Annotated in this window: 21 protein-coding genes; 12 read left to right on the top strand and 9 right to left on the bottom strand. The window is 51.7% G+C overall.

Annotated elements, in window-relative coordinates; genetic code table 11:
- The first annotated feature begins 20 nt into the window (after nt 1-20).
- Nucleotides 21-1829: an ABC transporter ATP-binding protein gene (locus tag ACKQAD_RS09500; protein WP_409159939.1), complete on the top strand. Its 1809-nt coding sequence runs from the start codon at nt 21-23 to the stop codon at nt 1827-1829.
- 76 nt (nt 1830-1905) lie between these two features.
- On the opposite strand, the gene bhsA (ACKQAD_RS09495) is transcribed toward ACKQAD_RS09500, so the two are convergent.
- Together bhsA (ACKQAD_RS09495) and ACKQAD_RS09490 are read right to left on the bottom strand one after the other, a co-directional pair.
- A complete protein-coding gene (gene bhsA, locus ACKQAD_RS09495; RefSeq protein ID WP_409159938.1) occupies nt 1906-2163 on the bottom strand; it encodes a multiple stress resistance protein BhsA in 258 nt (85 codons plus the stop codon).
- Nucleotides 2164-2374: 211 nt separating this feature from the next.
- Nucleotides 2375-3361, bottom strand: a complete 987-nt coding sequence (locus ACKQAD_RS09490) for an AraC-like ligand-binding domain-containing protein (RefSeq protein ID WP_409159937.1) — start codon at nt 3359-3361, stop codon at nt 2375-2377.
- A gap of 152 nt (nt 3362-3513) precedes the next feature.
- On the opposite strand from ACKQAD_RS09490, the gene ACKQAD_RS09485 reads away from it, so the two are divergent.
- From ACKQAD_RS09485 to ACKQAD_RS09475, 3 genes are read left to right on the top strand one after another with little or no spacing between them, the layout of a single operon-like run.
- Nucleotides 3514-4512, top strand: coding sequence for a carbon-nitrogen hydrolase family protein (locus ACKQAD_RS09485; protein ID WP_409159936.1), 999 nt, complete (start codon nt 3514-3516; stop codon nt 4510-4512).
- 2 nt (nt 4513-4514) lie between these two features.
- Nucleotides 4515-5564: a phenylacetaldoxime dehydratase family protein gene (locus tag ACKQAD_RS09480; protein ID WP_409159935.1), complete on the top strand. Its 1050-nt coding sequence runs from the start codon at nt 4515-4517 to the stop codon at nt 5562-5564.
- Nucleotides 5561-6436 carry a transporter gene (locus tag ACKQAD_RS09475; RefSeq protein WP_409159934.1) on the top strand — a complete coding sequence of 292 codons (876 nt, stop codon included), beginning with the start codon at nt 5561-5563 and terminating at the stop codon, nt 6434-6436. Before ACKQAD_RS09480 ends, ACKQAD_RS09475 begins: the two co-directional genes overlap by 4 nt.
- Nucleotides 6437-6527: 91 nt before the next feature.
- Here the strand turns inward: ACKQAD_RS09475 and ssuB are convergent, their stop codons facing one another.
- From ssuB to bhsA (ACKQAD_RS09450), 5 genes are all read right to left on the bottom strand, one after another.
- Nucleotides 6528-7343 carry an aliphatic sulfonates ABC transporter ATP-binding protein gene (gene ssuB, locus ACKQAD_RS09470; RefSeq protein ID WP_409159933.1) on the bottom strand — a complete coding sequence of 272 codons (816 nt, stop codon included), beginning with the start codon at nt 7341-7343 and terminating at the stop codon, nt 6528-6530.
- Entirely contained in the window at nt 7340-8134 is a 795-nt protein-coding gene (gene ssuC, locus ACKQAD_RS09465) for an aliphatic sulfonate ABC transporter permease SsuC (protein ID WP_409159932.1), read from the bottom strand. Before ssuC ends, ssuB begins: the two co-directional genes overlap by 4 nt.
- Before the next feature lie 10 nt (nt 8135-8144).
- Nucleotides 8145-9287: an FMNH2-dependent alkanesulfonate monooxygenase gene (gene ssuD, locus ACKQAD_RS09460; RefSeq protein ID WP_409159931.1), complete on the bottom strand. Its 1143-nt coding sequence runs from the start codon at nt 9285-9287 to the stop codon at nt 8145-8147.
- Nucleotides 9288-9344: 57 nt separating this feature from the next.
- Nucleotides 9345-10367: a sulfonate ABC transporter substrate-binding protein gene (locus tag ACKQAD_RS09455; RefSeq protein WP_409159930.1), complete on the bottom strand. Its 1023-nt coding sequence runs from the start codon at nt 10365-10367 to the stop codon at nt 9345-9347.
- 496 nt (nt 10368-10863) lie between these two features.
- Complete coding sequence (gene bhsA / locus ACKQAD_RS09450) at nt 10864-11121, bottom strand: multiple stress resistance protein BhsA (RefSeq protein WP_409159929.1); 258 nt, start codon at nt 11119-11121, stop codon at nt 10864-10866.
- A 235-nt stretch (nt 11122-11356) separates the two neighbouring features.
- Here bhsA (ACKQAD_RS09450) and ACKQAD_RS09445 point away from each other — a divergent pair, with 235 nt between their 5' ends.
- Nucleotides 11357-12637 (top strand): YidR family protein, encoded by a 1281-nt coding sequence (locus ACKQAD_RS09445; protein WP_409159928.1) that lies wholly within the window; start codon nt 11357-11359, stop codon nt 12635-12637.
- Between the two features lie 38 nt (nt 12638-12675).
- Here the strand turns inward: ACKQAD_RS09445 and ACKQAD_RS09440 are convergent, their stop codons facing one another.
- The gene (locus ACKQAD_RS09440; RefSeq protein ID WP_409159927.1) at nt 12676-13083 is read right to left on the bottom strand and encodes a YceK/YidQ family lipoprotein; all 408 of its coding nucleotides are present in this window, start codon (nt 13081-13083) and stop codon (nt 12676-12678) included.
- Between the two features lie 327 nt (nt 13084-13410).
- On the opposite strand from ACKQAD_RS09440, the gene ibpA reads away from it, so the two are divergent.
- The 7 genes from ibpA to ACKQAD_RS09405 all read left to right on the top strand — a co-directional run bounded on the left by ibpA (nt 13411) and on the right by ACKQAD_RS09405 (nt 21789).
- Nucleotides 13411-13824, top strand: coding sequence for a small heat shock chaperone IbpA (gene ibpA, locus ACKQAD_RS09435; protein WP_409159926.1), 414 nt, complete (start codon nt 13411-13413; stop codon nt 13822-13824).
- A gap of 156 nt (nt 13825-13980) precedes the next feature.
- Entirely contained in the window at nt 13981-14433 is a 453-nt protein-coding gene (ibpB, locus tag ACKQAD_RS09430; protein WP_409159925.1) for a small heat shock chaperone IbpB, read from the top strand.
- A gap of 173 nt (nt 14434-14606) precedes the next feature.
- Nucleotides 14607-16265, top strand: a complete 1659-nt coding sequence (locus ACKQAD_RS09425; RefSeq protein ID WP_409159924.1) for a putative transporter — start codon at nt 14607-14609, stop codon at nt 16263-16265.
- A gap of 581 nt (nt 16266-16846) precedes the next feature.
- On the top strand, nt 16847-18259 hold the full coding sequence (locus ACKQAD_RS09420) for a DASS family sodium-coupled anion symporter (RefSeq protein WP_409159923.1): 1413 nt from the start codon (nt 16847-16849) through the stop codon (nt 18257-18259).
- A gap of 190 nt (nt 18260-18449) precedes the next feature.
- A complete protein-coding gene (locus ACKQAD_RS09415; RefSeq protein WP_409159922.1) occupies nt 18450-20078 on the top strand; it encodes a sensor histidine kinase in 1629 nt (542 codons plus the stop codon).
- Nucleotides 20071-20793, top strand: a complete 723-nt coding sequence (gene dcuR / locus ACKQAD_RS09410; RefSeq protein ID WP_409159921.1) for a two-component system response regulator DcuR — start codon at nt 20071-20073, stop codon at nt 20791-20793. The genes ACKQAD_RS09415 and dcuR overlap by 8 nt, the downstream gene beginning before the upstream one ends.
- A 102-nt stretch (nt 20794-20895) precedes the next feature.
- Nucleotides 20896-21789 carry a hypothetical protein gene (locus ACKQAD_RS09405; protein WP_409159920.1) on the top strand — a complete coding sequence of 298 codons (894 nt, stop codon included), beginning with the start codon at nt 20896-20898 and terminating at the stop codon, nt 21787-21789.
- Nucleotides 21790-22174: 385 nt separating this feature from the next.
- Here the strand turns inward: ACKQAD_RS09405 and ACKQAD_RS09400 are convergent, their stop codons facing one another.
- Nucleotides 22175-23518: a 2-hydroxycarboxylate transporter family protein gene (locus tag ACKQAD_RS09400; protein ID WP_409159919.1), complete on the bottom strand. Its 1344-nt coding sequence runs from the start codon at nt 23516-23518 to the stop codon at nt 22175-22177.
- Nucleotides 23519-24589: the final 1071 nt, after the last annotated feature.

The following is a 24589-nucleotide window of genomic DNA, read 5'->3' as shown; positions in this document are numbered from 1 at the left end:
GAATGAGGGGTAACGAACACATGACAGCGCCGATTATGTCCGTTGCGCATCTGACCACCGCCTTTCAGGTGAACGGCGAGTGGATGAACGTGGTGCGGGATTTATCTTTCACTATTGGCGAGAAAGAGACGGTCGCCGTGGTGGGGGAATCCGGTTCAGGGAAAAGCGTGATGGCGAAATCCATCATGCGTTTGCTGCCGCCCGGCCAAAGCCGGATTGAAGGGCAGATTCATTTCGGCGATACCGAACTGCTGTCGCTTCCCAATAAAGCGATGCAGGATGTGCGTGGCAACCGCATTGCCATGATTTTTCAAGAGCCGATGACCAGCCTGAATCCGGTCTTGCCGATTGGCTATCAAATTACGGAAGTGCTGCGTCGTCATCGTGGCATGGGGAAAGCGGAAGCGCGCGCCGAAGCGGTACGCCTGCTGGAAAAAGTACGCATTCCGGCGGCCAAATCACGGCTGAACGAGTACCCGCAGAGCTTCTCCGGCGGGATGCGTCAGCGCGTGGTGATTGCGATTGCGCTGGCCTGTCACCCGAAGCTGCTGATTGCCGATGAACCGACGACGGCGCTGGACGTCACGATTCAGGCGCAAATTCTGACGCTGATAAAAACCCTTCAGGAAGAAGAAGGGATGTCGGTACTGTTTATCACCCATGACATGGGGGTGGTGGCGGAAGTCTCCGACCGCACGCTGGTGATGTATCAAGGCGAAATGGTGGAAAATGCCGTCACACGGGAAATCTTCCATCATCCGCAACAGCCCTATACCCGCATGCTGCTGTCTGCGGTGCCTAAGCTCGGATCGATGTCCGGCAGCACATGGCCGCAGCGTTTCCCGCTGATCGATCTCAAGACGGGCGAGCGCCAACCCGTGCCGGACGAGGTGAATACCGTGTCGGGTGAGGAGCCAGTGCTGACGGTAAAAAATCTGGTTACTCGATTTGATATCCGATCAGGGTTTTTCCGTCGTCTGTCCGGGCGAGTTCACGCGGTGGAGAATGTTTCGTTCGATCTCTGGCAGGGAGAAACGCTCGCGCTGGTCGGGGAGTCGGGCTGTGGGAAATCCACCACCGGTCGGTCGATTATTCGCCTCAACGATGTGGTCAGCGGCGACATTCAACTGCTGGGAAAAAATATCCTCACGGCGGATAAGCGTGAGCTGACGGATTCGCGGCGGCAGATTCAAATGGTGTTTCAGGACCCGTATGAAAGCCTGAATCCGCGTATGCGGGTGGGGGAAGCCATCGCCGAACCGATGCTGCTGCACGGCCTGGCGACCCGACAGAATGTGAATGCGAGAGTGAGCGAACTGCTGGAACAGGTGGGATTATCCGGCGATATGGCCTCACGTTTCCCACATCAGTTTTCCGGTGGGCAGCGGCAGCGTGTGTGTATTGCGCGTGCGTTGGCGTTGGAACCCAAAGTGATTATTGCCGATGAGTCGGTATCGGCGCTGGATGTGTCCGTCAAAGCGCAGGTGATCAACCTGATGCTGGATCTCCAGCAGAAACTGGGGCTGTCATTCCTGTTTATCTCGCACGATATGGCGGTTGTCGAGCGTATCAGCCATCGTGTGGCGGTGATGTATCTCGGCGAAATGGTGGAGATTGGGCCACGTGCGGCGATCTTCGACAATCCGCAGCATGATTACACCCGGCGTCTGATTTCTGCGGTACCAGTGCCTGACCCGGATACCCGCCCGGTGCGTAATATCACCAATGATGAGCTGCGCAGCCCGGTACGCGCACCCGATTTCCATCCCCCCACACGCCGCTATAAGCAGGTCGGGGAAGGGCATTTTGTGTTGGAACAGGCGGTGTAACGCGGAATGTAAAAACGGACTTTCCTCTTGAGTGAGGAAAGTCCGTTTAATTTTTTGATTGTCTTTTTATGCGCATTTATTTGTAGATAATAGCGGTGCCGCGCAGTTGGTTGTCACCGGTTGCAGACGTAATGGTGAATGCGTTGGCACCGGCTTTTTCTGCTTTCTGAGCCAACTGCGCTTGCAGTGAATCCAGGCTGCGGGCAGTAGCGCTAACGACCCCCACTTTTTCCAGACTCTGCGCCTGTTGTGAAGAGACCTGATCGGCAGCGAAAGCACCGAAGGACAGAGTAGAAAGTACGACAGCAGCGGCGAAGAATTTTACGTTTTTCATGTGGTGTATCCTATTCAATGTTGTTTGGAGTGAAAGGTCATTTCCTTTCGATGAAGAGGATATTACGCCGATGCTGTGAGAAGGAAAAACGGAGTGTTTTGAGGATGTCTGTCAGTATTTTTGATTGTTTGTTAGCCTGTCGTTCGACTGTTGAGCACACCAGCAGCCTGGTTGGGGCTGGGGGCACTTTTCTGTTGGGCAGGGCCTATATTCAACGCTGTCCTGGACCCGCACTCAGCCGCTGCGCTGCCGGTAACGTATCACCAGATTGATGCCGATATTCCGTTGGTGAGCAACCGAATTTCGTTTTGAATGCGCGGGAAAAATACGGCATGTCGGTGAATCCAAAATGCCAGGCTATCTGGCTGATGGGGGTCGCTGAATGAAGCGGTGACAGCAACGCTTCCGCCGATTTTGCCAGCCGTTGGTCAAGCACATATCTTCCAAAAGACGTGCCATCATTGTGTAACAGCATGTTCAGATAGCGTGTTGAGATACCAAATGATTCAGCAATAGTGGCCGCTGACAGCGTGGTATCCGAAAGGCGCTGGTCGATCATGATTTTAATCTGGAACAGTAACCCCTGATGGGTCTTGCCAGATCTTTTTGCGCCGGATTCGTCGGAGATAATGACGGCCAGGAGTTCAAGGAATTGACCGTATAAGACGGAAGCATGCTGGCATGCCATATCCTCCGGCTGCGTCATCAGATTGTTCAATAGCATCTGAAGAAAAGGCATCAAGGCATGCTGCTTACCAAACGCATGTGCAACAAGATGCTCTGTTTTTCCCAGCCTTAGCCCCAAATGCTCAGTGGGGATTTGCACCACATGTTGTCGCGTTTCACTATGAAGGTGCAATTCGTAAGGGAAGCGCGTGTCGTAAAGTCCGAACTCCCCTTGCCCGAGACAGGCATGATTCCCCGCCTGAAGTACGGATGTTTTTCCGTGGTTGATAAAGCTCAACAACACCAGATTGTCAGCATGGTTGCTAGCCCCCTTGCGGCATCTTATGACGTCCTGAGCACTGCAACTGACTTCTGATAGCCGCAAGTCTCCCCATAGGCCAGATCTGATAAATCCGCGCCGTTCACTGTCGGAAAACGTACTTTCCAGCGGAACGAATGTGCGGCTGATGGCATGACGCCAGTAATCTCCCCGTTCGGCATACGAAATATCAGCGGTGTTATAAGTATCCATGTCAGCATCCTCAGGACTGATTAGGTCGTTTGATGCAAATTTCAAACCAGTTCCTTCCCAGACAAGCATTCCTTCCTTCTTGTCATAACGTCGCCCGTGCCGGAGACGGTATATCTGTTACCCGCAGTGTTATTTCACCAGGAGACAGAAACATGATGAATAAACCTATTACCGTGGCCTGCGTACAGGCAGCACCGGTCTTTATGGATCTCGACGGCACAGTAGATAAAACCATTAAGCTGATTGATGAGGCCGCACAAAAAGGCGCAGACCTGATTGCTTTTCCAGAAACCTGGATACCTGGCTACCCGTGGTTTCTGTGGTTAAATTCACCCGCCGCGAATATGCCTCTGGTTTATGCGTACCATCAGCACTCTTTGGTATTGGACAGTATCCAAGCCCGACGTATTGCGGATGCAGCGAAGCAAAATAATATCGTTGTGGCGCTGGGTTTCAGTGAGCGTGACCATGGCAGCCTCTATATTTCACAGTGGATTATCGGCAGTGACGGGGAAACCATTGGTACCCGCCGGAAACTCAAAGCCACACACGTGGAGCGTACGCTATTCGGAGAAAGTGATGGCTCGTCGCTGACAACCTGGGAGACCCCGCTGGGCAACATCGGGGCACTGTGCTGCTGGGAACACCTTCAGCCGCTTTCTCGTTACGCCATGTATTCGCAGCATGAAGAGATCCACATCGCCGCCTGGCCAAGCTTTAGCCTCTACACCAGTGCAACGGCAGCATTGGGCCCAGAGGTCAATACTGCCGCTTCGCGCCTGTATGCCGCAGAAGGGCAGTGTTTTGTTATTGCGCCTTGCGCGGTGGTCTCTGCCGAGATGATGGCGTTCCTTTGCCCGGATGAGGAGCGCAAAGCACTCCTTAGCGCCGGAGGCGGACACGCCCGTATTTATGGCCCAGATGGACGAGATCTTGTCGCACCGCTCGGTGAGGATGAAGAGGGGCTACTCATCGCTGAACTGGATCCTGCTGCCATTACTTTTGCCAAATTGGCCGCCGATCCGGTAGGCCACTATTCCCGTCCAGACGTCACTCGGCTCCTTTTCAATCCTTCAGCTAATACGCCTGTAGTGAAAAAGGAGTCATCCCCTGAGATTCCCAGTGAGTCGTTTACCGAAGAGGAAGAATAGACATGGAATCTGCCATTCCGGAGCATTTGCGTATGCCGCGCACATGTCCTGTTGCCATGCCTGCCGATCATGAGCCACCTTTTCCGGCATGGACGGCGCGGTTTTCGCCTCTAAGCGGCCAGATGGTCATGGCGTACTTTGGGGTTCAGGGACAGGAATGTCCTGCATTTTCGGTTTTGGATGACGTGACACGCCGTTTTTCGTTCGCGGACGGCCCCGCTCACTGGGATATGGCGTCATACAGGGATGGAGCGGGGTACCACAACCTGATCGCCATCGCTTATTGGTCATCTGTTGAACAGTTTGAACAATGGAAACTGAGCAGCGAGTTCTCCTTATGGTGGCACTCGTCTGAGAGGGAAAGCGCGGAATATGGCTTCTTTCTGGAAATTGTCAGCCCACAGGCTGGGCATTTTGAAACCATCTTTTCCAACCGGGAATCGCAAGAAGGCGTTGCCCATCTGGCAGAAGAGATGAGTGGCGAAATGCGTGAGCACGGTTACTGGGGGAGCGCCCGGGATCGTCTGCCAGCCGCGCAGAGCCATCCGCTCCAGGGTTCTAGTGAAACCCAGACGCGAGAAATAGCCGGGAAACGTATCGTCCTGTCAGGTAGCGAAAACCTTTGTCTCATCCGCTCAGGGCAGGATTGGTCCGACACACAGGAAGCGGAAAGACAGAAATACCTGACGGAAGTGGAACCTGTGCTGCGTGAAGGGATGCATTTTCTCAGCGAGCAGGGGCACACCATCGGCTGCCTGAGCTGCCGTTATATGCAGGTGATTGACCCGATCTCATATGCGATGACGGAAAAAACATTTGGCTTGGCGCATTTTACTGATATGGCAGCCCTTGAGCTCTGGGCGAAAAGTCACCCTACACATGTGGCGATATTCGGCGGTTTTATGCGTTATGTGAAAGCGCTGAACTTCAAGATCGCACTCCGGCTGTGGCACGAAATCGTCGTGGTTCCGGCCAGTGCCCAATATTTTGAATACATCAACTGCCATCCAGACACGGGGCTTTTGCGGCAGAACAGCGGAGAATCTTCATGAAAAAAATATATGGTAGTACCGGATTTCTTCTCGCAGCGTCTCTCTGCGTGCCAGCCCACGCGCTTGAGTTCGCACCAGGGGATTATGAAATGCTGCCGGCAGATAAAAACCTGGCGTTGGCTTATTTTCAGTATTCTCACAGCGATGCGTTTTTCTCGCAGGATAAAAAAGTCGCTGGCGATTATCGATTACGGACAGAAGCCACGCTACTGCGCTTTATTCATGGATTTCGCCCAGCGGAAGATATCAGCATCGAGCCGCAGATGATTATTTCGTTTGCCAAGGCTGATGCGATGGGGGATGCCAGTTCACTCGGAAACGCTTCCGGTATGGGAGATATCATCCTGGGTGTGCCTTTCAAGTTCAGGGTGAATAATTCAGGCGCGGATATTCTTGCTCTGGCACCGTTTATTTATGCCCCAACCGGAGCCTACGATAATGAACAAGCCGTCAATGTTGGCGAAAATCGCTGGCGTTATCTGTTACAGGGGGTATGGATCCATCATTTCTCCGATTCCTGGGCTTTTGATACCGGTGTTGATGTCTCCTGGACGACGGCAAATGATGAATACGGAGCAAATAAAACCACGCTCAAGCAAAGCCCACGCTATGAATATCAGGCGTACCTTCGCTATAACCTGACACCCGCCACCCAGTTTGGGTTCGGCGGCGGGTGGGTAACGGGAGCGGAAAGCCGTATTAATGGCGTGAGTCAGGATGACCGTCTCGACAGTACTTATGTCCGTCTCTCTGCGTCTCATTTCATTACGCCAGCCATTCAGCTTCAGCTATCAGGTGGTCGGGATCTTTCCGTCGAACAGGGATTCAAACAGGATACCAACCTCAACCTGAGGCTTGGCTTTCTTTTCTGAGATTAACCTAGTGAGATACATAGCAATTAAACCGCTGTGTATCTCAGGATATTGAATCATGCCTCCTTCTTTTTCACGATAACGCCCAGCGCTACGATGACCTCGCCATCGCTGGCGGTGTGACAGAAAGTGATGTGGTTGACGGGGTGAGAACGCGTTCCAGTACGCGGGCTTCCAGTTCCGCCAGCTTTGCCGAACCGCGACGCCGGGGCCGGGGTAAATCGACCGTGATATCCAGCCCTACACGACCTTCTTCGATCAGAATCACCCTGTCAGCCAGTGCAATGGCTTCGGAGACATCGTGCGTAACCAGCAATACGGTGAACCCGTGCTGGAGCCACAGATTTTCGATCAGGCTTTGCATCTCGATGCGGGTTAAGGCATCCAGCGCCCCTAGCGGTTCATCCAGCAGCAGTAAACGCGGATGATGAATGAGCGCGCGTGCCAGCGCGACGCGCTGTTTCTGACCACCGGACAGCGCCGATGGCCAGTCGTTCGCGCGATCCGCCAGTCCGACAGCGGCCAGTGCCTCCTGCGCTTTCTCACGCCAGTTACCGCGCATCCCCAGTCCGACATTATCAATCACCTTTTTCCACGGCAGCAGACGCGCTTCCTGAAACATCAGGCGTGTGTCGTCTTTCGCGCTGCTGAGCGGTGCGGTGCCGGTCAGCAGTTCGCCGCTACTGGCAGCTTCCAGCCCGGCGAGCAGGCGCAGCAGGGTGCTTTTGCCGCAGCCGCTGCGGCCGACGATGGCAACAAATTGCCCTGAAGGAATGCGCAACTGCACCTCATTCAGCACGGTGCGGTGGCCGTAGTGTTTGGTGATGGCATCCAGCGTCAGCGGTGTCCCCTTGGTCAGCGGCGACGGTGAATGCGCGTGCGTTGCAGAATCAGTAAAAACGGTCATGATGCATCCCCCGATGAAGTTTGATAAGCCGGATTCCAACGCAGCCAAATACGTTCCAGCCCCTGCGCGCTGATATCAGCCAGTTTGCCGAGCAGCGCGTAAAGGATGATGGCGACCACCACCACGTCCGTTTGCAGGAACTCGCGGGCGTTCATGGCGAGATAGCCGATGCCGGAGTTGGCAGAAATGGTTTCCGCGACGATGAGCGTCAGCCACATAAAGCCCAGCGCAAAACGAATGCCGACCATGATGGATGGCAGCGCACCGGGCAGCACCACCTGAGAGAACAGTCTCAGGCCGGACAGCCCGTAGCTGCGCGCCATCTCCAGCAGGCTGCGATCGATGTTTTTAATGCCATGATAGGTGTTGAGATACACCGGGAACAGCGTGCCCAGCGCCACCAGAAAGATCTTGGCCGCCTCATCAATGCCGAACCACAGAATTACCAACGGAATCAGCGCCAGATGAGGCACGTTGCGGATCATTTGCACTGAGCTGTCCAGCAGTCGCTCGCCCCAGCGCGACAGCCCGGTGATAAAACCGAGCACCAATCCGATACTGCCGCCGATAGCAAACCCGATCAGGGCACGCCAGCCGCTAATCGCCAGGTGCTGCCACAGCTCGCCGCTGGCGATGAGCGACCAGCCTGCGGTAATCACCGAACTGGGCGCAGGCAGAATCCGGTTGGATAACCAACCAAATTCGACGGAGGCCTGCCACGCGACCAGCAGCGTCACAGGGAGTAGGAAAGGTGCAAACCGCGGTGTCAGTGAAGAGAGCGTTCTTGCCATGATCGGTTCCTCAGCTTTGTGAGACTTTGCGCGGCACATAGCGGTTTGCCACCACTTCTCCCGCATTGTTCACCGCATGCAGAGGCGTGGGCTGCTGTGCCAGATCGAGGTGTGGGAACAGCAGTTCGCCCACGCGATACGCCTCTTCCAGATGTGGATAGCCGGACAGAATAAAGGTATCAATCCCGAGATCGGCGTATTCCTGAATGCGTTCGGCCACCGTTGGGCCATCGCCAACCAGCGCTGTGCCTGCGCCGCCGCGTACCAGACCGATGCCTGCCCACAGATTCGGGCTGATCTCCAACTTGTCCTTTTTGCCGCCGTGCAGGGCTGCCATGCGCTGCTGACCGACGGAATCGAAACGCGCCAGCGCCGCCTGTGCATCGGCGATGGTCTGGTCATCCAGATGAGAAATCAGCCGATCGGCGGCTTTCCAGGCTTCTTCGGTGGTTTCCCGCACGATAACGTGCAGGCGAATACCGAAGCGAACCTCACGTCCCTGTGCCGCCGCTTTGGCGCGGACTCCCGCCAGCTTTTCTTTCACCTGTTCAGGCGGCTCACCCCATGTCAGGTAGAGATCGACCTGTTCTGCCGCCAGATTCTGCGCTGCCTCGGACGATCCACCAAAGTAGAGTGGCGGACGTGGTTGTTGTACAGGGGAATAAAGCAACTTGGCGTCTTTGACCTGAATGTGTTTTCCGTCGAAATCGACGGTTTCACCTTCCAGCAATCTGCGCCAGATATGGGTGAATTCCGCCGAGGCTTCATAGCGTTCTTCATGGCTGAGGAATAGCCCTTCGGCGGCCAGCTCTTCCGGATCGCCACCAGTCACCAGATTGAACAGCGCCCGACCATTGGACAGCCTGTCCAGCGTGGCGGCCTGGCGTGCAGCGATGGTCGGGGAAATCACACCGGGGCGCAGGGCGACGAGAAATTTTAGCCGCTGCGTCACCGGAATGAGCGAGGCTGCCACCAGCCAGGAATCCTCGCAGGAGCGGCCCGTCGGCAGCAGCACGCCGCCAAACCCTTGCCGTTCGGCGGCCTGTGCCACCTGTTGCAAATAGCTGTAGTCAACATGACGTGCGCCCTCGGCGCTACCGAGATAGCGACCATCTCCGTGGGTGGGCAGAAACCAGAATACGTTAAGACTCATGGTGTGAACTCCTTCAACAGTCTTGTTTGGGGTAAGCAAAATGGTGTGGCGAGCGGATTACGGCGTTTGGGGATGCCAGACGCGCTCTGCGATATTGACCTTCACTGGCACCAGCCGATTTTCATAGAACAGGTCAGCGGTGGATTGCTGTGCCTTGATCGTGGCGACATCCAGCGGTTCGATAGTGGTCGGCGGGCGATGATCTAGCGTGGTTTCAATCACTTTTTCCGGCAGCCCTACCGCGTTTGCCAACAGCGTGACGCTTTGCGCTCGCTCGCTGAGGGTTAACGCATCAGCCTTGGTCAGCACGTCCAGTACCTGACGAATAAAGGTGCCGTGTGCTTCGGTATAAGGGCGGGAAGCGAGGTAGAAAGAACCGGTTTTATTCAGCCCGCTGCTGTCAACCAGTACGCGGGCGCCGCCTTCCAGTAGTGCGGCGGAATAGTAGGGATCCCAAATGGCCCATGCATCGACATTGCCTTGCTGGAAGGCCGCACGGGCGTCAGCAGGAGTCAGGTAGGTCGGTTTGATATCGGTGAATTTCAGCCCTTCACGTTGCAGCGCGCGCAGCAGCGTATTATGCGCGCTGGAGCCTTTCTGGAAGGCGACTTTACGGCCTTTTAAATCGGCGACAGTTTTCACCGGGCTGTCTTCCCGCACCAGAATCACCTCGGCTTCGGGTTTAGGCGGTTCTACGCCGACATACAGCAGGTCAGCGCCAGCGGCCTGCGCAAAAATCGGCGGGATATCGCCGGTACCGCCCAGATCGATGCTGCCAACGTTGAGCGCTTCCAGCATCTGCGGACCGGCGGGGAACTCAACCCAGCTGATTTTGGTGTTGGGGAACTGTTTTTCCAGCAGTTGGTGTGATTTTGCCAGCACCAGACTGATCGAGCCTTTCTGATAGCCGACACGTAGCTGCGTCGGCACGCTATCTTGCGCATGAGCGTTGGACATAAGCAGTACGGCACCAGCGGCCAGAATCGCGGGGAACTGACGCAGTCGCGTCGTCATGCTATTCCATAGTCGCGCGCTTTCTCCACACCTTTCCATGACTGATTTTTTCATCATCAATGACATGCCTATGACCTCTCCCTTATAACGAAAAGTTAAAATACAGTGAGAAAATGCAACATCAGGTGATAAACATAGCAGGGGGAGGGCGGGTTTTTTAAATCTCAATTTGTCGTTTTTATAGCCAAAAGTAGAAAATGCCTGAAATCAGCACACTTAGCGTAATAAGCGCAGCAATAGTGGGTTTTACCTGTTTTTCACGTCTGAAATACGTTTTACATGACCTGTCTCACATTGATGCTTTTACTGATGACGTTTTTTTATTCATAACGTATGTTCGACGAGGTATTGAAAATGAAAAGGATCATGTTTTGTTGTTCCGCTGGGATGTCTACCCGTCTTTTAATGAAAAAGATGAAGGAGACGGCCCGTAGGGTGACGGACAAGGATATCCGTCATAAAAAAACCGGCTTGCCCTGATGAGGAGGCAAGCCGGAAAGAGGGTAATACGTGATGTCTTACAGGATAGCTAACTGGGATTGAAACTCAGGGTAAACAACGATTAGTTGAAGATTACCGCAGAGCCACGCAGCAGATCGTTACCGGTCGCAGACGTGATGGTATAAGCTTTAGCACCGGCTTTTTCTGCTTTCGCGGCGAGCTGTGCCTGTAGTGAGCTGAGGTCTTGAGCAGTCGCGGTGACGACGCCTGCTTTTTCTAGGTTCTGCGCCTGTGAAGGAGACACATATTCAGCAGCAGAAGCACCGAAAGTCATGGTAGCGAGGACAACAGCAGCGGCGATGGTTTTTACGTTTTTCATGATGTCTTATCCTTTTCTGATTGATAGGTGAAAGGGGGCTGCCCTTTCGATAGGAAGCATGTTACGCCGATGCTAATAAATTAAAAAACGGATGTTATTGAGATAGTCTTTCTATTTTTTTGAATAATTTAATTGGTTGTTGTTTGTTTTTTTTAAATAAAAAACAATTGGTTATACATAAATCTGAAATTTATTTACAAAATGCTGACGTTTATTTTATGAGTGGGGTGATGTTTTGCCTGTGGAATATCAACTAACGTTTAATGCTAATGAACATCAACTTACCAATATTAATTGCTGGTCTTGTGATGGGAATTGGCTGGTTTATGACATAAGACCCTATGGATCTTTATTCACAGGACTGACAATTGAGCGAGTACACCTGAAAAGCCGGGAAACCGAAGTGATTTACCGGGCGACGGCGGGGGCGCATGTGGGCGTGGTGACCTGTAGCCCGCAGGAACCGCTGCGCTATGTCTTTATCCACGGGCCGGAAAATCCAGATAGTGAGTGGCAGTATGATTTTCACCATCGCCGTGGAACGATAGTGGCGGATCGACAGCGCGATGAGGCTATCACGCTCGATGCCTTCTCTATTACGCCGCCTTATCAGGCCGGAGCGCTACGCGGCGGTACACATGTTCACGTTTTCAGTCCGGATGCCAGCCGCCTGAGCTTTACTTATAACGACCATGTGCTGCATGAGTGCGATCCGGCATTGAACTTGCGCAATGTGGGCGTGGCTGTGCCGCTACAGGCCGTCACCGTTGGGAAACGCCATCCGCGTGAATATGACGGCAGCCACTATTGTGTGCTGGTCAGCAGAACGACGCCGCAGCCTCAGCCCGGCAGCGATGAAATCAACCGCGCCTATGAAGAAGGATGGGTAGGAACTGCGGGCTATGTCCGGCAGGACGGCTCGCGCCAGCGCTGGGCGCTGACGTTTATCGGTGATACGCGTGCAGCGGATGGGGCAACGGTGCCCGAGATCTTTATTGTCGACTTGCCGGACGTGCTGGAAGATTACGCCAAAGAGGGCGATAGGCCACTGGCCGGAACGAGGACATCAATGCCTGCACCACCTGCGGACGTGCAACAGCGGCGTTTAACCTTTACGCACTCGCATCGTTATCCTGGCCTGGTGAATCAGCCGCGCCATTGGCTGCGAACCTCTCCCGATGGCAGTGAGATTGCTTTCCTGATGCGCGATGAAGCGGGCGTGGTGCAATTGTGGACGCTTTCCCCGAATGGCGGAGAGCCAAGACAGGTCACGCGAACAGAACACGGCGTACAGTCTGCTTTTAACTGGCACCCGAGTGGACGCTCTCTGGCGTTTGTGTGTGACAACAGTATCATGCTGTGTGATGCGCAAAGCGGTGAGCTTGTTCGGCTGACGACACGGACGGACAGCCCACCGAGTGCGGATGCCGTGGTTTTTTCCCCAGATGGGAAACACATTGCATATATGCGGGAGATTAACGGCTTTAATCAGCTTTTTGTCGTGACTACCGAGTAACCCCGGTACGCACGAGTTCATGATGAGCACGGCTGTTATTAAAGCTGATTATGAGGCGTGTTGTTATTAGGCATTGTGTTGTGATGAGACATAGTGTTGTGATGAGGCATAGTGGCAAGCTGTGAACTGGCGGTCTGGTTTTGCTCTTCGCTGTGCGAAATGCGTTCGCGCGTCGACAGTTTGTTCTTATCGCTGCCCGCGTGGTAGTAGTCGTAGGGCAGCAACAGCGTGTCGGCAACCGCCGAAAACGGCAGGTCAATCGCCACCAGCGGCATCATCGCCCAACTGGTGTCGTCATCACGCAGCATATCCACACTGGCTCGCGTGCCGGAATAGTAGCCCTGATCGCCTCCAGTACGCGTCATGACGCTGGAGCAGCCGCTGGTTGCCAGCGCGCCGCTACCAGTAATGATGAAAAAGAACAATGCGCTTTTCAGTAAAGTCATATTACCTGCCCATTAATAACCTGCTGCCAGAACGGGATCAAAGTCTAATACTGGTTACTTAAGCCCGTGTATCTCGATGCTTAAACGATCGGCATTAGGTCAAAGCCTGCCTATCTTGAGTGTATGTGATAACGCCCGCAGTGCGAGTGAATATTGCATGAAACGTAGCGATTTTTCCTTTTTGCCTCTTGAAAGTCTGAGTAGGGTCACCATATTGATGATAAGCCGGAAGAAAACGATACGCCGTCAGGGTATCTGTCCCGGCTGTGGGTCTGTCCTTAGGGAAGGTAAAAATAAATCCTCGCTGCAAGTTTAGGAGGCTGTTTTATGCGTAACCCCGATTTTTCTCCACTGTACCGTTCCGCTATTGGTTTTGATCGCCTGTTCAATCTATTAGAAACCGGCCAGACTCAGAGTAACGGCGGCTATCCTCCCTATAACGTCGAACTGGTTGACGAGAACCAATACCGTATTGCGATTGCCGTAGCCGGCTTCGCCGAGCAGGAACTGGACATCACGGCGCACGACAATTTATTGAGTGTAAAAGGCGCCCACACCGGTGAGCAGGTTGCCCGCAACTACCTGTATCAGGGCATTGCCGAGCGCAACTTCGAGCGTAAATTCCAACTGGCCGAACATATTCAGGTAAAAGGCGCCAATCTGGAAAACGGGCTGTTGTACATCGATCTCGAGCGCATCGTGCCGGAAGCCATGAAGCCGCGCCGGATTGAAATCAAGTAAATCAATATCAAATCCATTGCGCATTGCCTGAAACGGTAATGCCATGAATGAACATCTCGTCTGCCGAATGGGGACGACGCCAGCTATGGCATCGTGGCTGGCATAAAGTACGCCCGCATGGGCATCTTAATCTCGCTTCTTAGAAGGAGTCATATCATGCGTAACTACGACTTATCACCTTTACTGCGTCAGTGGATCGGTTTTGACAAATTAGCCAGCTCAATGCAAGGCAGCCAGGAACCGATTGATTTTCCGCCGTATAACATTGAGAAGAAAGACGACAACCACTATCGCATCACGCTTGCGCTGGCGGGTTTCCGACAGAGCGATCTGGATATTGAAGTAGAAGGTCCGCGCCTGACCGTAAAAGGCAGCCCGGCACAGCCCAATAAAGCGGTGGAATATCTGCATCAGGGGCTGGTGTTCAAGCCTTTCACGCTGAGTTTTACGCTGGCTGAACATTTGCATGTGTCCGATGCGCACTTTGAAAATGGCCTGTTGCACATCGATTTGGTGCGTAACGTACCGGAAGCCTTGCAGCCACAGCGTATCGCCATCGGCGGTTGCCGCCCGGCATTGAACCAGCAGCCTGCTGAAGATGCGCCATAACGCGACATCCGTGTTATTCATCTGCGTGCCATTAACCTGGTAATTAGCCGCGCCCGTATCATTACGGGCGCGGTTTTGTGTTGCCCGCCACGTTTCATTATCCAGCGTTCTGCCAGAATAAAAACTTGCAGCAGTGACATTTCCCAATAAAAACGTCCGCAAAGGATACGGGTATGAGTGATATCGCACTTACCGTGAGTATGCTGGCGCTGGTTGCGGTTCTGGGGTTATGGATCGGCAACTGGCGGATTTATGGCGTCGGTTTAGGGATTGGCGGGGTCCTGTTCGGTGGGATCATCGTCGGGCATGTTGCCCATCAGTATCAAATTCAACTGAATGATGACATGTTGAACGTCATTCAGGAGTTCGGGCTGATTCTGTTTGTCTATACCATTGGCATTCAGGTCGGGCCGGGTTTCTTTTCCTCTCTGCGCGTGTCTGGCCTGCGCCTCAATGTGTTCGCCCTGCTGACGGTGTTCCTCGGCTGTGTGGTGACTGTCCTGCTGCATAAACTGCTCAGTATTCCTTTGCCCATTATTCTCGGTATTTTTTCCGGTGCGGTGACCAACACGCCATCGCTGGGCGCGGGTCAGCAGATTCTGACCGATCTCGGTTTGAGCGCAGTAGTGGTCAACCAAATGGGGACGGGATACGCGATGGCGTATCCGCTGGGGATCTGTGGCATTTTATTGGTGATGTGGCTGATGCGCGTCCTGTTCCGCGTGGCGGTGGAAAACGAGGCAAAGCAGTTTGAGGTCAGCAACGGTCAGCACCATGAACAACTGCACACGATGAATGTGTCAGTGACGAATACCAATCTGCAAGGGCTGGCGATTCAGGATGTGCCGATTCTGAACCGCGACACCATTGTCTGCTCGCGTTTAAAGCGTGGTGATGAGCTGATGGTGCCATCGCCGCAGACGCGGATCCAATTGGGCGACTATCTGCATCTGGTGGGGGCAAAAAGCGATCTGGAGCAGGCGCGGCTGGTCATCGGCAATGAAGTGGAAACGTCGCTCTCGACGCGCGGCACGGATCTGCACGTTGAACGCGTGGTGGTGACGAATGAGAAGGTGTTGGGACGCAAGATTCGTGAACTCAATCTGAAGCAAAATTACGACGTCGTGATTTCACGCCTGAACCGCGCGGGCGTCGAGCTGGTTGCCAGCAGTCAGGCCAGTCTACAATTTGGCGATATTCTGAATCTGGTGGGGCGGAAAACGGCGATTGATGCCGTGGCGGATATTGTGGGAAACGCACAGCAGAAGCTCCAGCAGGTGCAGATGCTGCCCGTCTTTATCGGCATAGGGCTAGGCGTACTGCTGGGCTCAGTGCCGCTGATGATTCCCGGCTTTCCCGTCGCGCTGCGGCTCGGGCTGGCTGGCGGGCCGCTGGTGGTGGCGTTGGTTCTGGGGCGCATCGGCGGTATCGGTAAACTGTACTGGTTTATGCCACCCAGTGCGAATCTCGCGCTGCGCGAGCTTGGCATTGTGCTGTTTTTATCGGTAGTGGGATTGAAATCCGGCGGTGATTTCATTGATACGTTATTGAACGGCGACGGGGTGTGGTGGATGGGTTACGGTGCGCTGATTACCATTGTGCCGCTGTTGCTGGTTGGCATACTGGCACGAACCCTGGGTAAGATGAACTATCTGACGCTGTGCGGCATGCTGGCGGGGTCCATGACCGATCCCCCCGCGTTGGCGTTTGCCAATGGACTACACCCAACCAGCGGTGCAGCGGCGCTGTCTTATGCCACGGTTTATCCGCTGGCGATGTTTCTGCGCATTATGTCGCCGCAGCTATTAGCTGTGCTTTTCCTCACGTTGTAAATGTTATCAGCTGGATAAAAAATAATATTTTTTCGCCGGAAAAGGGTTATTTATTTTTTTTATTTATGAATGAGGGAATACCTGAGTAGATAAATAAGGAATGGATAACTGACTGTCTGGAAAAGAATTATATTACCATCATTAGGTATAAGGTTTTTTTATTATCTCACTGTTGTTAATTTCGTTAATTTTATGTTCCGTGAATGTCAAATATTATTGAATTCAAACGTTTTTTATCGGGAAATTAAAACCATGATAGTTTCTTAAATAAATTAATGAACCACTTTAGTAACTAAAGTAACGCTATTTTACAGGCGCATTATAATACTATTTCTTCATTAATCACTTGATTTTATAAGACGAGAGAAGCAGCCTGGCCTCTTGTTTTCTCGTCTTTTTTCCGCAGATGGTTCCTGTTGCGTTGTTTTCAGCAGGGTGACGAAGGAAGAATAACGAAATACCCACTCCTCCGCACGGGACATCCGTCGTGAATATCTCCTAAATAATTCGAGTGCAGTACAAACTCGGCTTGAATTATGACGGGAAATACAGAATCCGTTTTAATGAAGAGTGGTGTTCTTATGTCTGCGAATAATAGCAGGTTGCTAAAGCTTCTAGTTATCCTTTGTATTGCCGGTGGCTTATGGTTATTGCCGGTTCCCGATGGGGTTAAACCCGATGCCTGGCATCTGATGGCGATTTTCATTGCCACGGTTGTCGGTCTGATTCTCTCTCCTTACCCGCTTGGCGCGATGGCGATGTTCAGCCTGACCTCGGTCGCCATATTAGGGTTATTATCCATTAAGGACGTGCTGGCGGGCTTTAGCGATCCCACTATTTGGATGATCGCCTGCGCCTTCTTTATCTCTCGCGGCTTTATCAAAACCGGCTTTGGTCGGCGTATTGGTCTGCTGTTTATCAGCAAGCTGGGGAATAGCTCTCTCGGTCTGGCGTATGGTCTGGTATTTACCGACCTGCTGTTCGCCCCAGCGATGCCTTCCACATCTGCACGCTGTGGTGGGATTATCACACCGCTGTTCCGCTCTATTGCTGAAGCCTACGATTCCACGCCGGAAAAAGGCACACAGCGCCGCATTGGTGCGTTTTTGGTGCAATCCATTTTCCAGTGTAACGCCGTGACTTCTGCGATGTTCATGACCTCCATGGCGGGCAACCCGATGGTGGCGAAGCTGGCTTCCCAGTTCGGTATCCACATTAGTTGGACGGACTGGGCATTAGCGACACTTCTGCCAGGCTTTCTGTCTCTGGCGCTGATTCCTTATCTGATCTATCGCTTCTACCCGCCTGAACTAAAGAAAACGTCAGAAATGCGCGCTATCGCCGTCGAAAGACTGCGTGAAATGGGAAGCATGACCCGTGACGAGTGGGTGGTATTGGGCGTGTTTCTGGGGCTGGTGACCTTCTGGGTGCTGGGCTCCACGCTGAAGATCGACGCGACCCTGACTGCACTGGCTGGCCTGAGCGTGCTGTTGCTCAGCCGTGCGCTGAGCTGGGACGACGTGGTGGGTGAGAAAGAAGCCTGGCACACCGTGGTATGGTTTGCTGTGCTGATGACGCTGGCGGGTCAGCTTAACAAAATGGGCCTGATTGCCTGGCTGGGCGGTCTGGCTGGTAGTGCGGTAAGCGGAATGCACTGGCTGCCGATGCTGGGTCTTCTGCTGCTGGTTTACTATTACAGCCACTACCTGATGGCGAGTGCAATTGCCCATATCAGCGCTATGTATGCGATTTTCGTCTCTATCGCGCTAGCCGCTGGTGCGCCACCGATGCTGACCGTACTGGTATTCGGTATCTTCAGTAACCTGTTTATGTCCACAACGCACTACTCCAGTGGTCCGGCGCCGATTCTGTTCGGTACAGGCTACATGCCTCTGGGAACCTGGTGGAAGATCGGTTTCTCCATCAGTCTGGTCATCATCCCTATCTGGCTGGGTGTTGGCAGCATGTGGTGGAAAGTCCTCGGCTTCTGGTAAACGCGGTACTGCTGGTTTTACAGATGCGAAACATTCCTGACACAAAAAATGTAGCGCAGTACGTAAAGCCGAATTTCCTTTCTTCAAGCCGACGCCCTGTCCCTGTGACGGGGCGTCGGCATCACGACACGCTAAACGCGACGAAACAGTATAAGATAACGGTGTGATGATGTTTGTTTCGGAGAGTGACATGGGCAAGAAAAAGGCACCGTTAAAGCTGGGAACATCGGTATTTCTGATGGTGTCAGTGGTGCTTGGTGCGGTGTTGCTGGTGGTCTATTCCTTACTGTTTTTTCGCATTAATCAGCTTTCAGAAGATCATCTGCGAGAAAAAGCCTTTGCCATTGCTCGTACATTTGCAGCTTCTCCCGTGGTGATTGATGAACTTAAAGGGATTGGCCGACCAGAAGAAGTGCAGATTGCCGCAGAGACGATTCGCCAGCGTAATCAGTTGCTCTTCGTCACGGTGACTGACATGGATACGGTGCGCCATAGCCACCCTGAACCGGAGCGGATTGGCGAGCATTTTGCTGGTCGGGACATCTACCCGGCGCTGTTGGGGATGGAAAATACCGCCATTAACCGGGGAACGCTCGATCCCGCGCTACGGGTCTTCACGCCGGTTTTCGACAACAACCATAAGCAAGTTGGCGTTGTCGCGCTGGGAATTGCGTTAACCAGCGTGCAGAAGGTCATCAGTGATAACCGCTGGATGATCCCCTGGACGCTATTGGCGGGAGCACTGGTCGGCTGGTTGGGCACGCTGATTTTGGTGAAGGTGCTCAAGCGCATCATGCTGGGGTTCGAGCCGTTTGAGATTTCGAACCTGTTTGAACAGCGCAACGCGATGCTCAAACACATCAAAGAAGGGGTTATCGCGGTCGATCAACAGGGTCGTATTACGGTAATCAATGATGAGGCGCGACGGCTTTTCCGGCAGAATAAACCACAGGGAAGTGAAACGCCGGGCTTGAAGCCAGCCGAACGCGTCAGTGAACAATGGCTTGAGCATTTGCACCTGAAGCAGGTGTTGGAGAGCGGCACGCCACGGCGTGATGAAGAGATTAACTTCAACGGCCACCTGTTACTGACTAACACCGTTCCGGTCTTTGTGAAGGGCGATATTATCGGCGCGATTGCGACGTTCCGTGATAAAACAGAGATTAGCCAACTGCTGCAACGGTTGAGTGGGATGTCCTACTACGCGGATGCGCTGCGTGCGCAGTCGCACGAGTTTATGAACAAGCTGCACGTCATCCTGGGGATGCTGCACTTAAAGTATTACTCGCAGCTGGAAGATTATATTCTTAAGACCGCCAATAATTATCAGGCGGAAATTGGCTCGATTATTCGTAAAGTGAAATCGCCAGTGATTGCCGGCTTCCTGTTGGGTAAAATCAACCGCGCGCGCGATCTGGGCATTACGCTCTCCATCAGCGAGGAGAGTCTGCTGCCGGATACTGATGATGTCGATGCCACAAATGAATTGATTACCGTATTGGGTAATCTGATTGAGAATGCGATGGACGCGATTGATGGGCAGGAAAACTGCGAAATCAGCGTGAGTTTCCATCATCAGAATGGCCGCCTTCACTGTACCGTGGGGGATGACGGCCCCGGCATTTCGCCGGAAAGTCAGGCGCGCATTTATGAACAGGGATTCTCTACCAAAGGCAGCGGGCGCGGTATCGGCCTGTACCTGACCAAACAGAGTCTGGAGAAGATTGGCGGCACTATCGAGTTTGAATCAGAACCTGAGGTGTACACCCAGTTTTTCGTTACTATTCCTTATCAAGCAAGGCTGTTTGACCATGATTAATGTACTGATTGTTGATGACGATGCCATGGTTGCAGAGCTTAACAAATCTTATCTGAACCAGGTTTCTGGATTTAGCTGCTACGCGACTGTGCCCACATTGCAGCAGGCGCGAAACCTGCTGATGCAACCTGACTCGGAAATCGATTTGGTACTTCTGGACATTTATATGCAGCAGGATAATGGACTGGATTTGCTGCCGACAATCCGTGAATTCAGTGAAAAGACGGACGTCATCATCATCTCTTCTGCCAGCGATGTGTATACCATCAAAAAAGCGCTGCACTACGGTGTTGTGGATTATCTGATTAAGCCGTTCCAGTTCTCGCGTTTCGAGCAGGCGCTGACCGCCTATCGCGAAGAAGCAAACTTGTTCAAGCACCGCGATTTTGTTGGGCAGTCGGATATTGATAACCTGATCCGCCGTACCAGCAGTAGCACAGCCAGCGAACGTAAGAAATTGCCGAAAGGACTGACCAGCCTGACGCTGCGTACCGTCTGCGAGTGGATTGAGGGTAATCAGGGTATTGAGTTCTCTACAGAGATGTTGGCGAATGCGATTGGTATTTCTCGCGTCTCCTGCCGTAAATACCTGATCTACCTGTCCGACACCGGTATTCTGACCACCAATATCCTGTACGGCTCTACTGGCCGACCGGTTTACCTGTATCGTCTGCTGCCGGAAAAGCATGACTCGCTGCGTCAATACTGCGAATAAAACGCGGCGAATAAGGTAAATAAAAAGAGAAACAAGGCGGGAGCGATCCCGCTTTGTGCTATACACCATTCAGTGACGATGAAATCAAATGGAGTTGGTTTAGTGGAACACAATAAATTTATGCAGTACGGCCGTGGGTTAGGGCTGTGGCGGAATCCACGGGAAAATATTAAGCCTGAACCAGAAAATTACTTCAGGGATGACCCGATTTACCTCACGCCCTCAAAAGGGGAATGGGTTAATCAAATTCAAGAGTGCAAAAAAGAAAATAACCCGTTAGAGAACGGTGTATTTATCTGGACAGAAATTAAGGGGACAGGCCACACCTTTGTCTCTGTGCATGAAGGTAATAATGCTTCTGTGTTCACTTATGGTCGATTCGGTAGACGGTCTGGTGTTGCCGGGGCTGTCGGTGATGGCATCTTAAATTTTTTGCGATTTGACGATGCCAGGACATATTACCGAGAAGAGCTGTACAAGATGGAAGCGAAGGCATTCGTCATTACAGATGCAGATCCTACGATTGCCCGATTGTACTTTGAAAAGCTATGGCGCTCAGGTGGCAAGGTGAAAGAAACCATCAAGATGGGGGAAAGCACTAAAAGAAACGGTCGAACAATCGATCAATATGATGTTACTGGCGTGAACTGTACAACCCATGCAACAAAAGGCGTGAAGATTGCGGGATCACAGGTATTTGAGGGAGGATATACGATTAACTCTCAGATACAGATTAATTACGAAGAAGATTTCGCCGTTCCGGTATCGCTACAGCGGTATTTAGAACGAAAAAACACTGAATCATCGATGCTTGTTATTGATATGACCAGTGAATTTAGAAAGCAGTACCCGAATACCGATAACTACACATCGATAAGCGAAGATACTGCGTTAAGAGTCGTCTCCGAGGTTGTTTCTGGTATAGGTAAAGTTTCACCTTATTCTGGTGGTACTATCGGTGGGTTATTGGATGGGGCACACGATGTTAACAAGTAAATGCAAGACGTTTATTCGATGGTTGAGTATTTGCCTTGTCTCTTTTCTTTATTTGATAAGCATTGCTCTTTTTTCTTTTGGACATGTTCAAGACAAGGAAAGAATGGCTTTTTTATCTGATAAAACAGTGTCAGTTGAATACCATTTTGCGATACTGGCTGATATGAGAGAGTCTATGGATTCCATGTATTCAGCCACACTAATTGGTTTCCCAATTAGTGTGATCCTTATTCTGATCATTTTCAAAAAGGTTAGGTAGTTGAGGTAAGCTAAACCGTTACCAATGGCTGCTGCTGGAAAAGCAGGACTCTCTGCGCCAATACTGTGAATAAAAACGCCACGGCAATCACCGTGGCGTTTTTGTTAGTGGTGAAGCGTGGTCGGATTAGACAACCCAGCCCAGCAGCAGCGTGGCGGCGATAACGGTAGACGCGCCGCCGATACGGGTAGCGATCTGTGCGAATGGCATCAGAGACATACGGTTAGAAGCAGACAAAATCGCGACGTCACCTGTTCCGCCCAGCCCGCTGTGGCACGTGGTCACGATGGAAGCCTCAATCGGGTACATGTTCAGGTAAGGCGCGATCAGGAAGCTCACCAGCGCCATGGACAGTACCACCGAACCGCAGACGATGACGTAACCTACAGAGAATACCGCGACGACGCTCTCCAGCGGGATATACAGCATGCCAAGCCCGATCATCAGCGGCCATACCAGAGAACTGGAGACGAACTTGTAAACGCTGTGCGCACCGGTTTCCATGACGGCAGGAATCACGCGACCATATTTGCAGAACACGGCGATCAGAATCATCAACACCGGGCCAGGGATGTGTACCAGTTTTTCAAACAGACCGCCGACGATGAAGAAGGCGCAAATCATCAACAATCCGCCGCCCATCAGGTGAAAATCGACCGGTTTTGGTGCTTCGTTTACGGCAAACATCGCGTTGTCTTCATCGCTGCGAACCAGACGGCCTTCACCGTTCAGATCTTTGCGGCGCATACCCAGACGGGACAGCACGCCAGCACACAGAATTGCAAAGATGTTGCCGACGACGGCTGCGGGTGCTAACTGAGCCACATAAACGTCCGGGCTTTGTCCCAGAATGGCAGAATAGGCGAGGGATAATGGCAGGATGCCTTCGCCAATACCGCCACCGATGATTGGCACGATAATGAAGAAGAAGGTGTGATAGAAACTGTAGCCGCACAGTTTACCGACCAGAAGACCAGTCGCCAGCGCCGTTGCGGTACCGATGACCAGTGGGACGAACATACGAACCATCCCCTGAATCAGGATCTTGCGGTTCATACCCAGGATACTGCCGACCACCAGACAGGCGATGACGAAATACAGGAAATTAGCCTCTTTCATCAACAGGTGGACAGTTTTCATGGTGTTGTCATTGAATAAATTAAAATACACCATCACGGAAGGCACCATCAGGCATAGAATCGCCGGGCCGCCGATATCTTTGAACACGGGAATGTTGCTGCCAATATGTGCCAGTAAAAAACCCATTGTCATGATGACGGCGAAACCGCCAATCATATTTTTCGGCAAATATCCTTCGTAGGCAGCGATAGCGACAATGGCGGCAATCGCTATAAAAAGTGCAATGGGAACGGAGCCGATCTTCTTTTTAAACAAGCCGCCGATAAACGATGACTGTGTTTCCAGAGCGAGATCGTTCTCACATAGAATATCAGTTTCAATTTTTTTCATTATATTCACCCTGCTAGGACAGTTGGTACAGAAAGAAGTGATATACCTGCCGCGTAATGTTGTTTCGATATCGGTATGTTTATCGAACGTTATTAATGCCAATAGCAGCGGGATGTTTATTATTAAAAAAGCAGAAAGTCCGTTTTTTTGTTTTTTATCAGTTAGTAACAAAAAGTAATAAAGCGTGTTTGTTATTTAAAAACGAATCATGTTGGAGGGTAATCTATCATGAGGGAATGTTAAAAATAATACGTTAATTACGTATTTGTGAACTTATCAGCAACTCCATTTTAAATAACTTATATTGTTTTTTTGTAATTAAAATAATTTTTTGAGTGTGTTGGGGAAAATTAAAAGAGGGGGGAAGTAAATCACAGAGTGAAAATACCACGTCGTGGGAATAAGTAAATAGTGCACTTTCATTTCAGTGAAAATATTTATTTAACTAAAATAGCCAATAATTATTGAAAAATACCATAGCCTCTCGTGTCATCGCTCTGATGACGCAACAGCGGGCAGAATGGGTCATCAATTCTGCGTCAGCCGCCTTTTTATCTATGCTTTTTCTGTAGTGCAGAGTTTTTTTCTGTAGCGTAGATAGTCAAATTCCTGCTTATGATGGTGTGGAAGATATCAGAATTTCTTATTATCTTTCAGGATTTTCACCTATTGTTAACGTTTTTAACAAAAAATAGTGCTCAAATCTTGGACATGTAAGACCAGATGACTATAGTTTTTTTAATGGTGATAATTTCTTTATTTCGGCAATGTGTTGGGTTTTATCGCTATTTTTTAAAAAAAATCCAAAATATCCACCTTTTGTAATGTGATAATATTGTATTTTATCTTTTAAGAAAATGTAAGGAAATTTTGTAAATCCTTACTGCTTATATTGACGTCACCGCCATCTGTTGAGAAATTGAGGGCGTCATAGGGATATAAGGAGGAAAGCAGCGGCTTGTCTGAATGATTCTACGTCTTCATTCAGCATCCGTGAGCGGGTTGTGGCGCGTCAAGGGGCTTTGTTGAATAAATCAGGTTTGGGGTAAACATCCTTGCAACGAGTTGTTG

Origin of the sequence: Pectobacterium artocarpous, assembly GCF_046159765.1 — a bacterium.
Lineage (GTDB): Bacteria > Pseudomonadota > Gammaproteobacteria > Enterobacterales > Enterobacteriaceae > Pectobacterium.
This window is presented reverse-complemented; position numbering and strand designations above follow the sequence as displayed.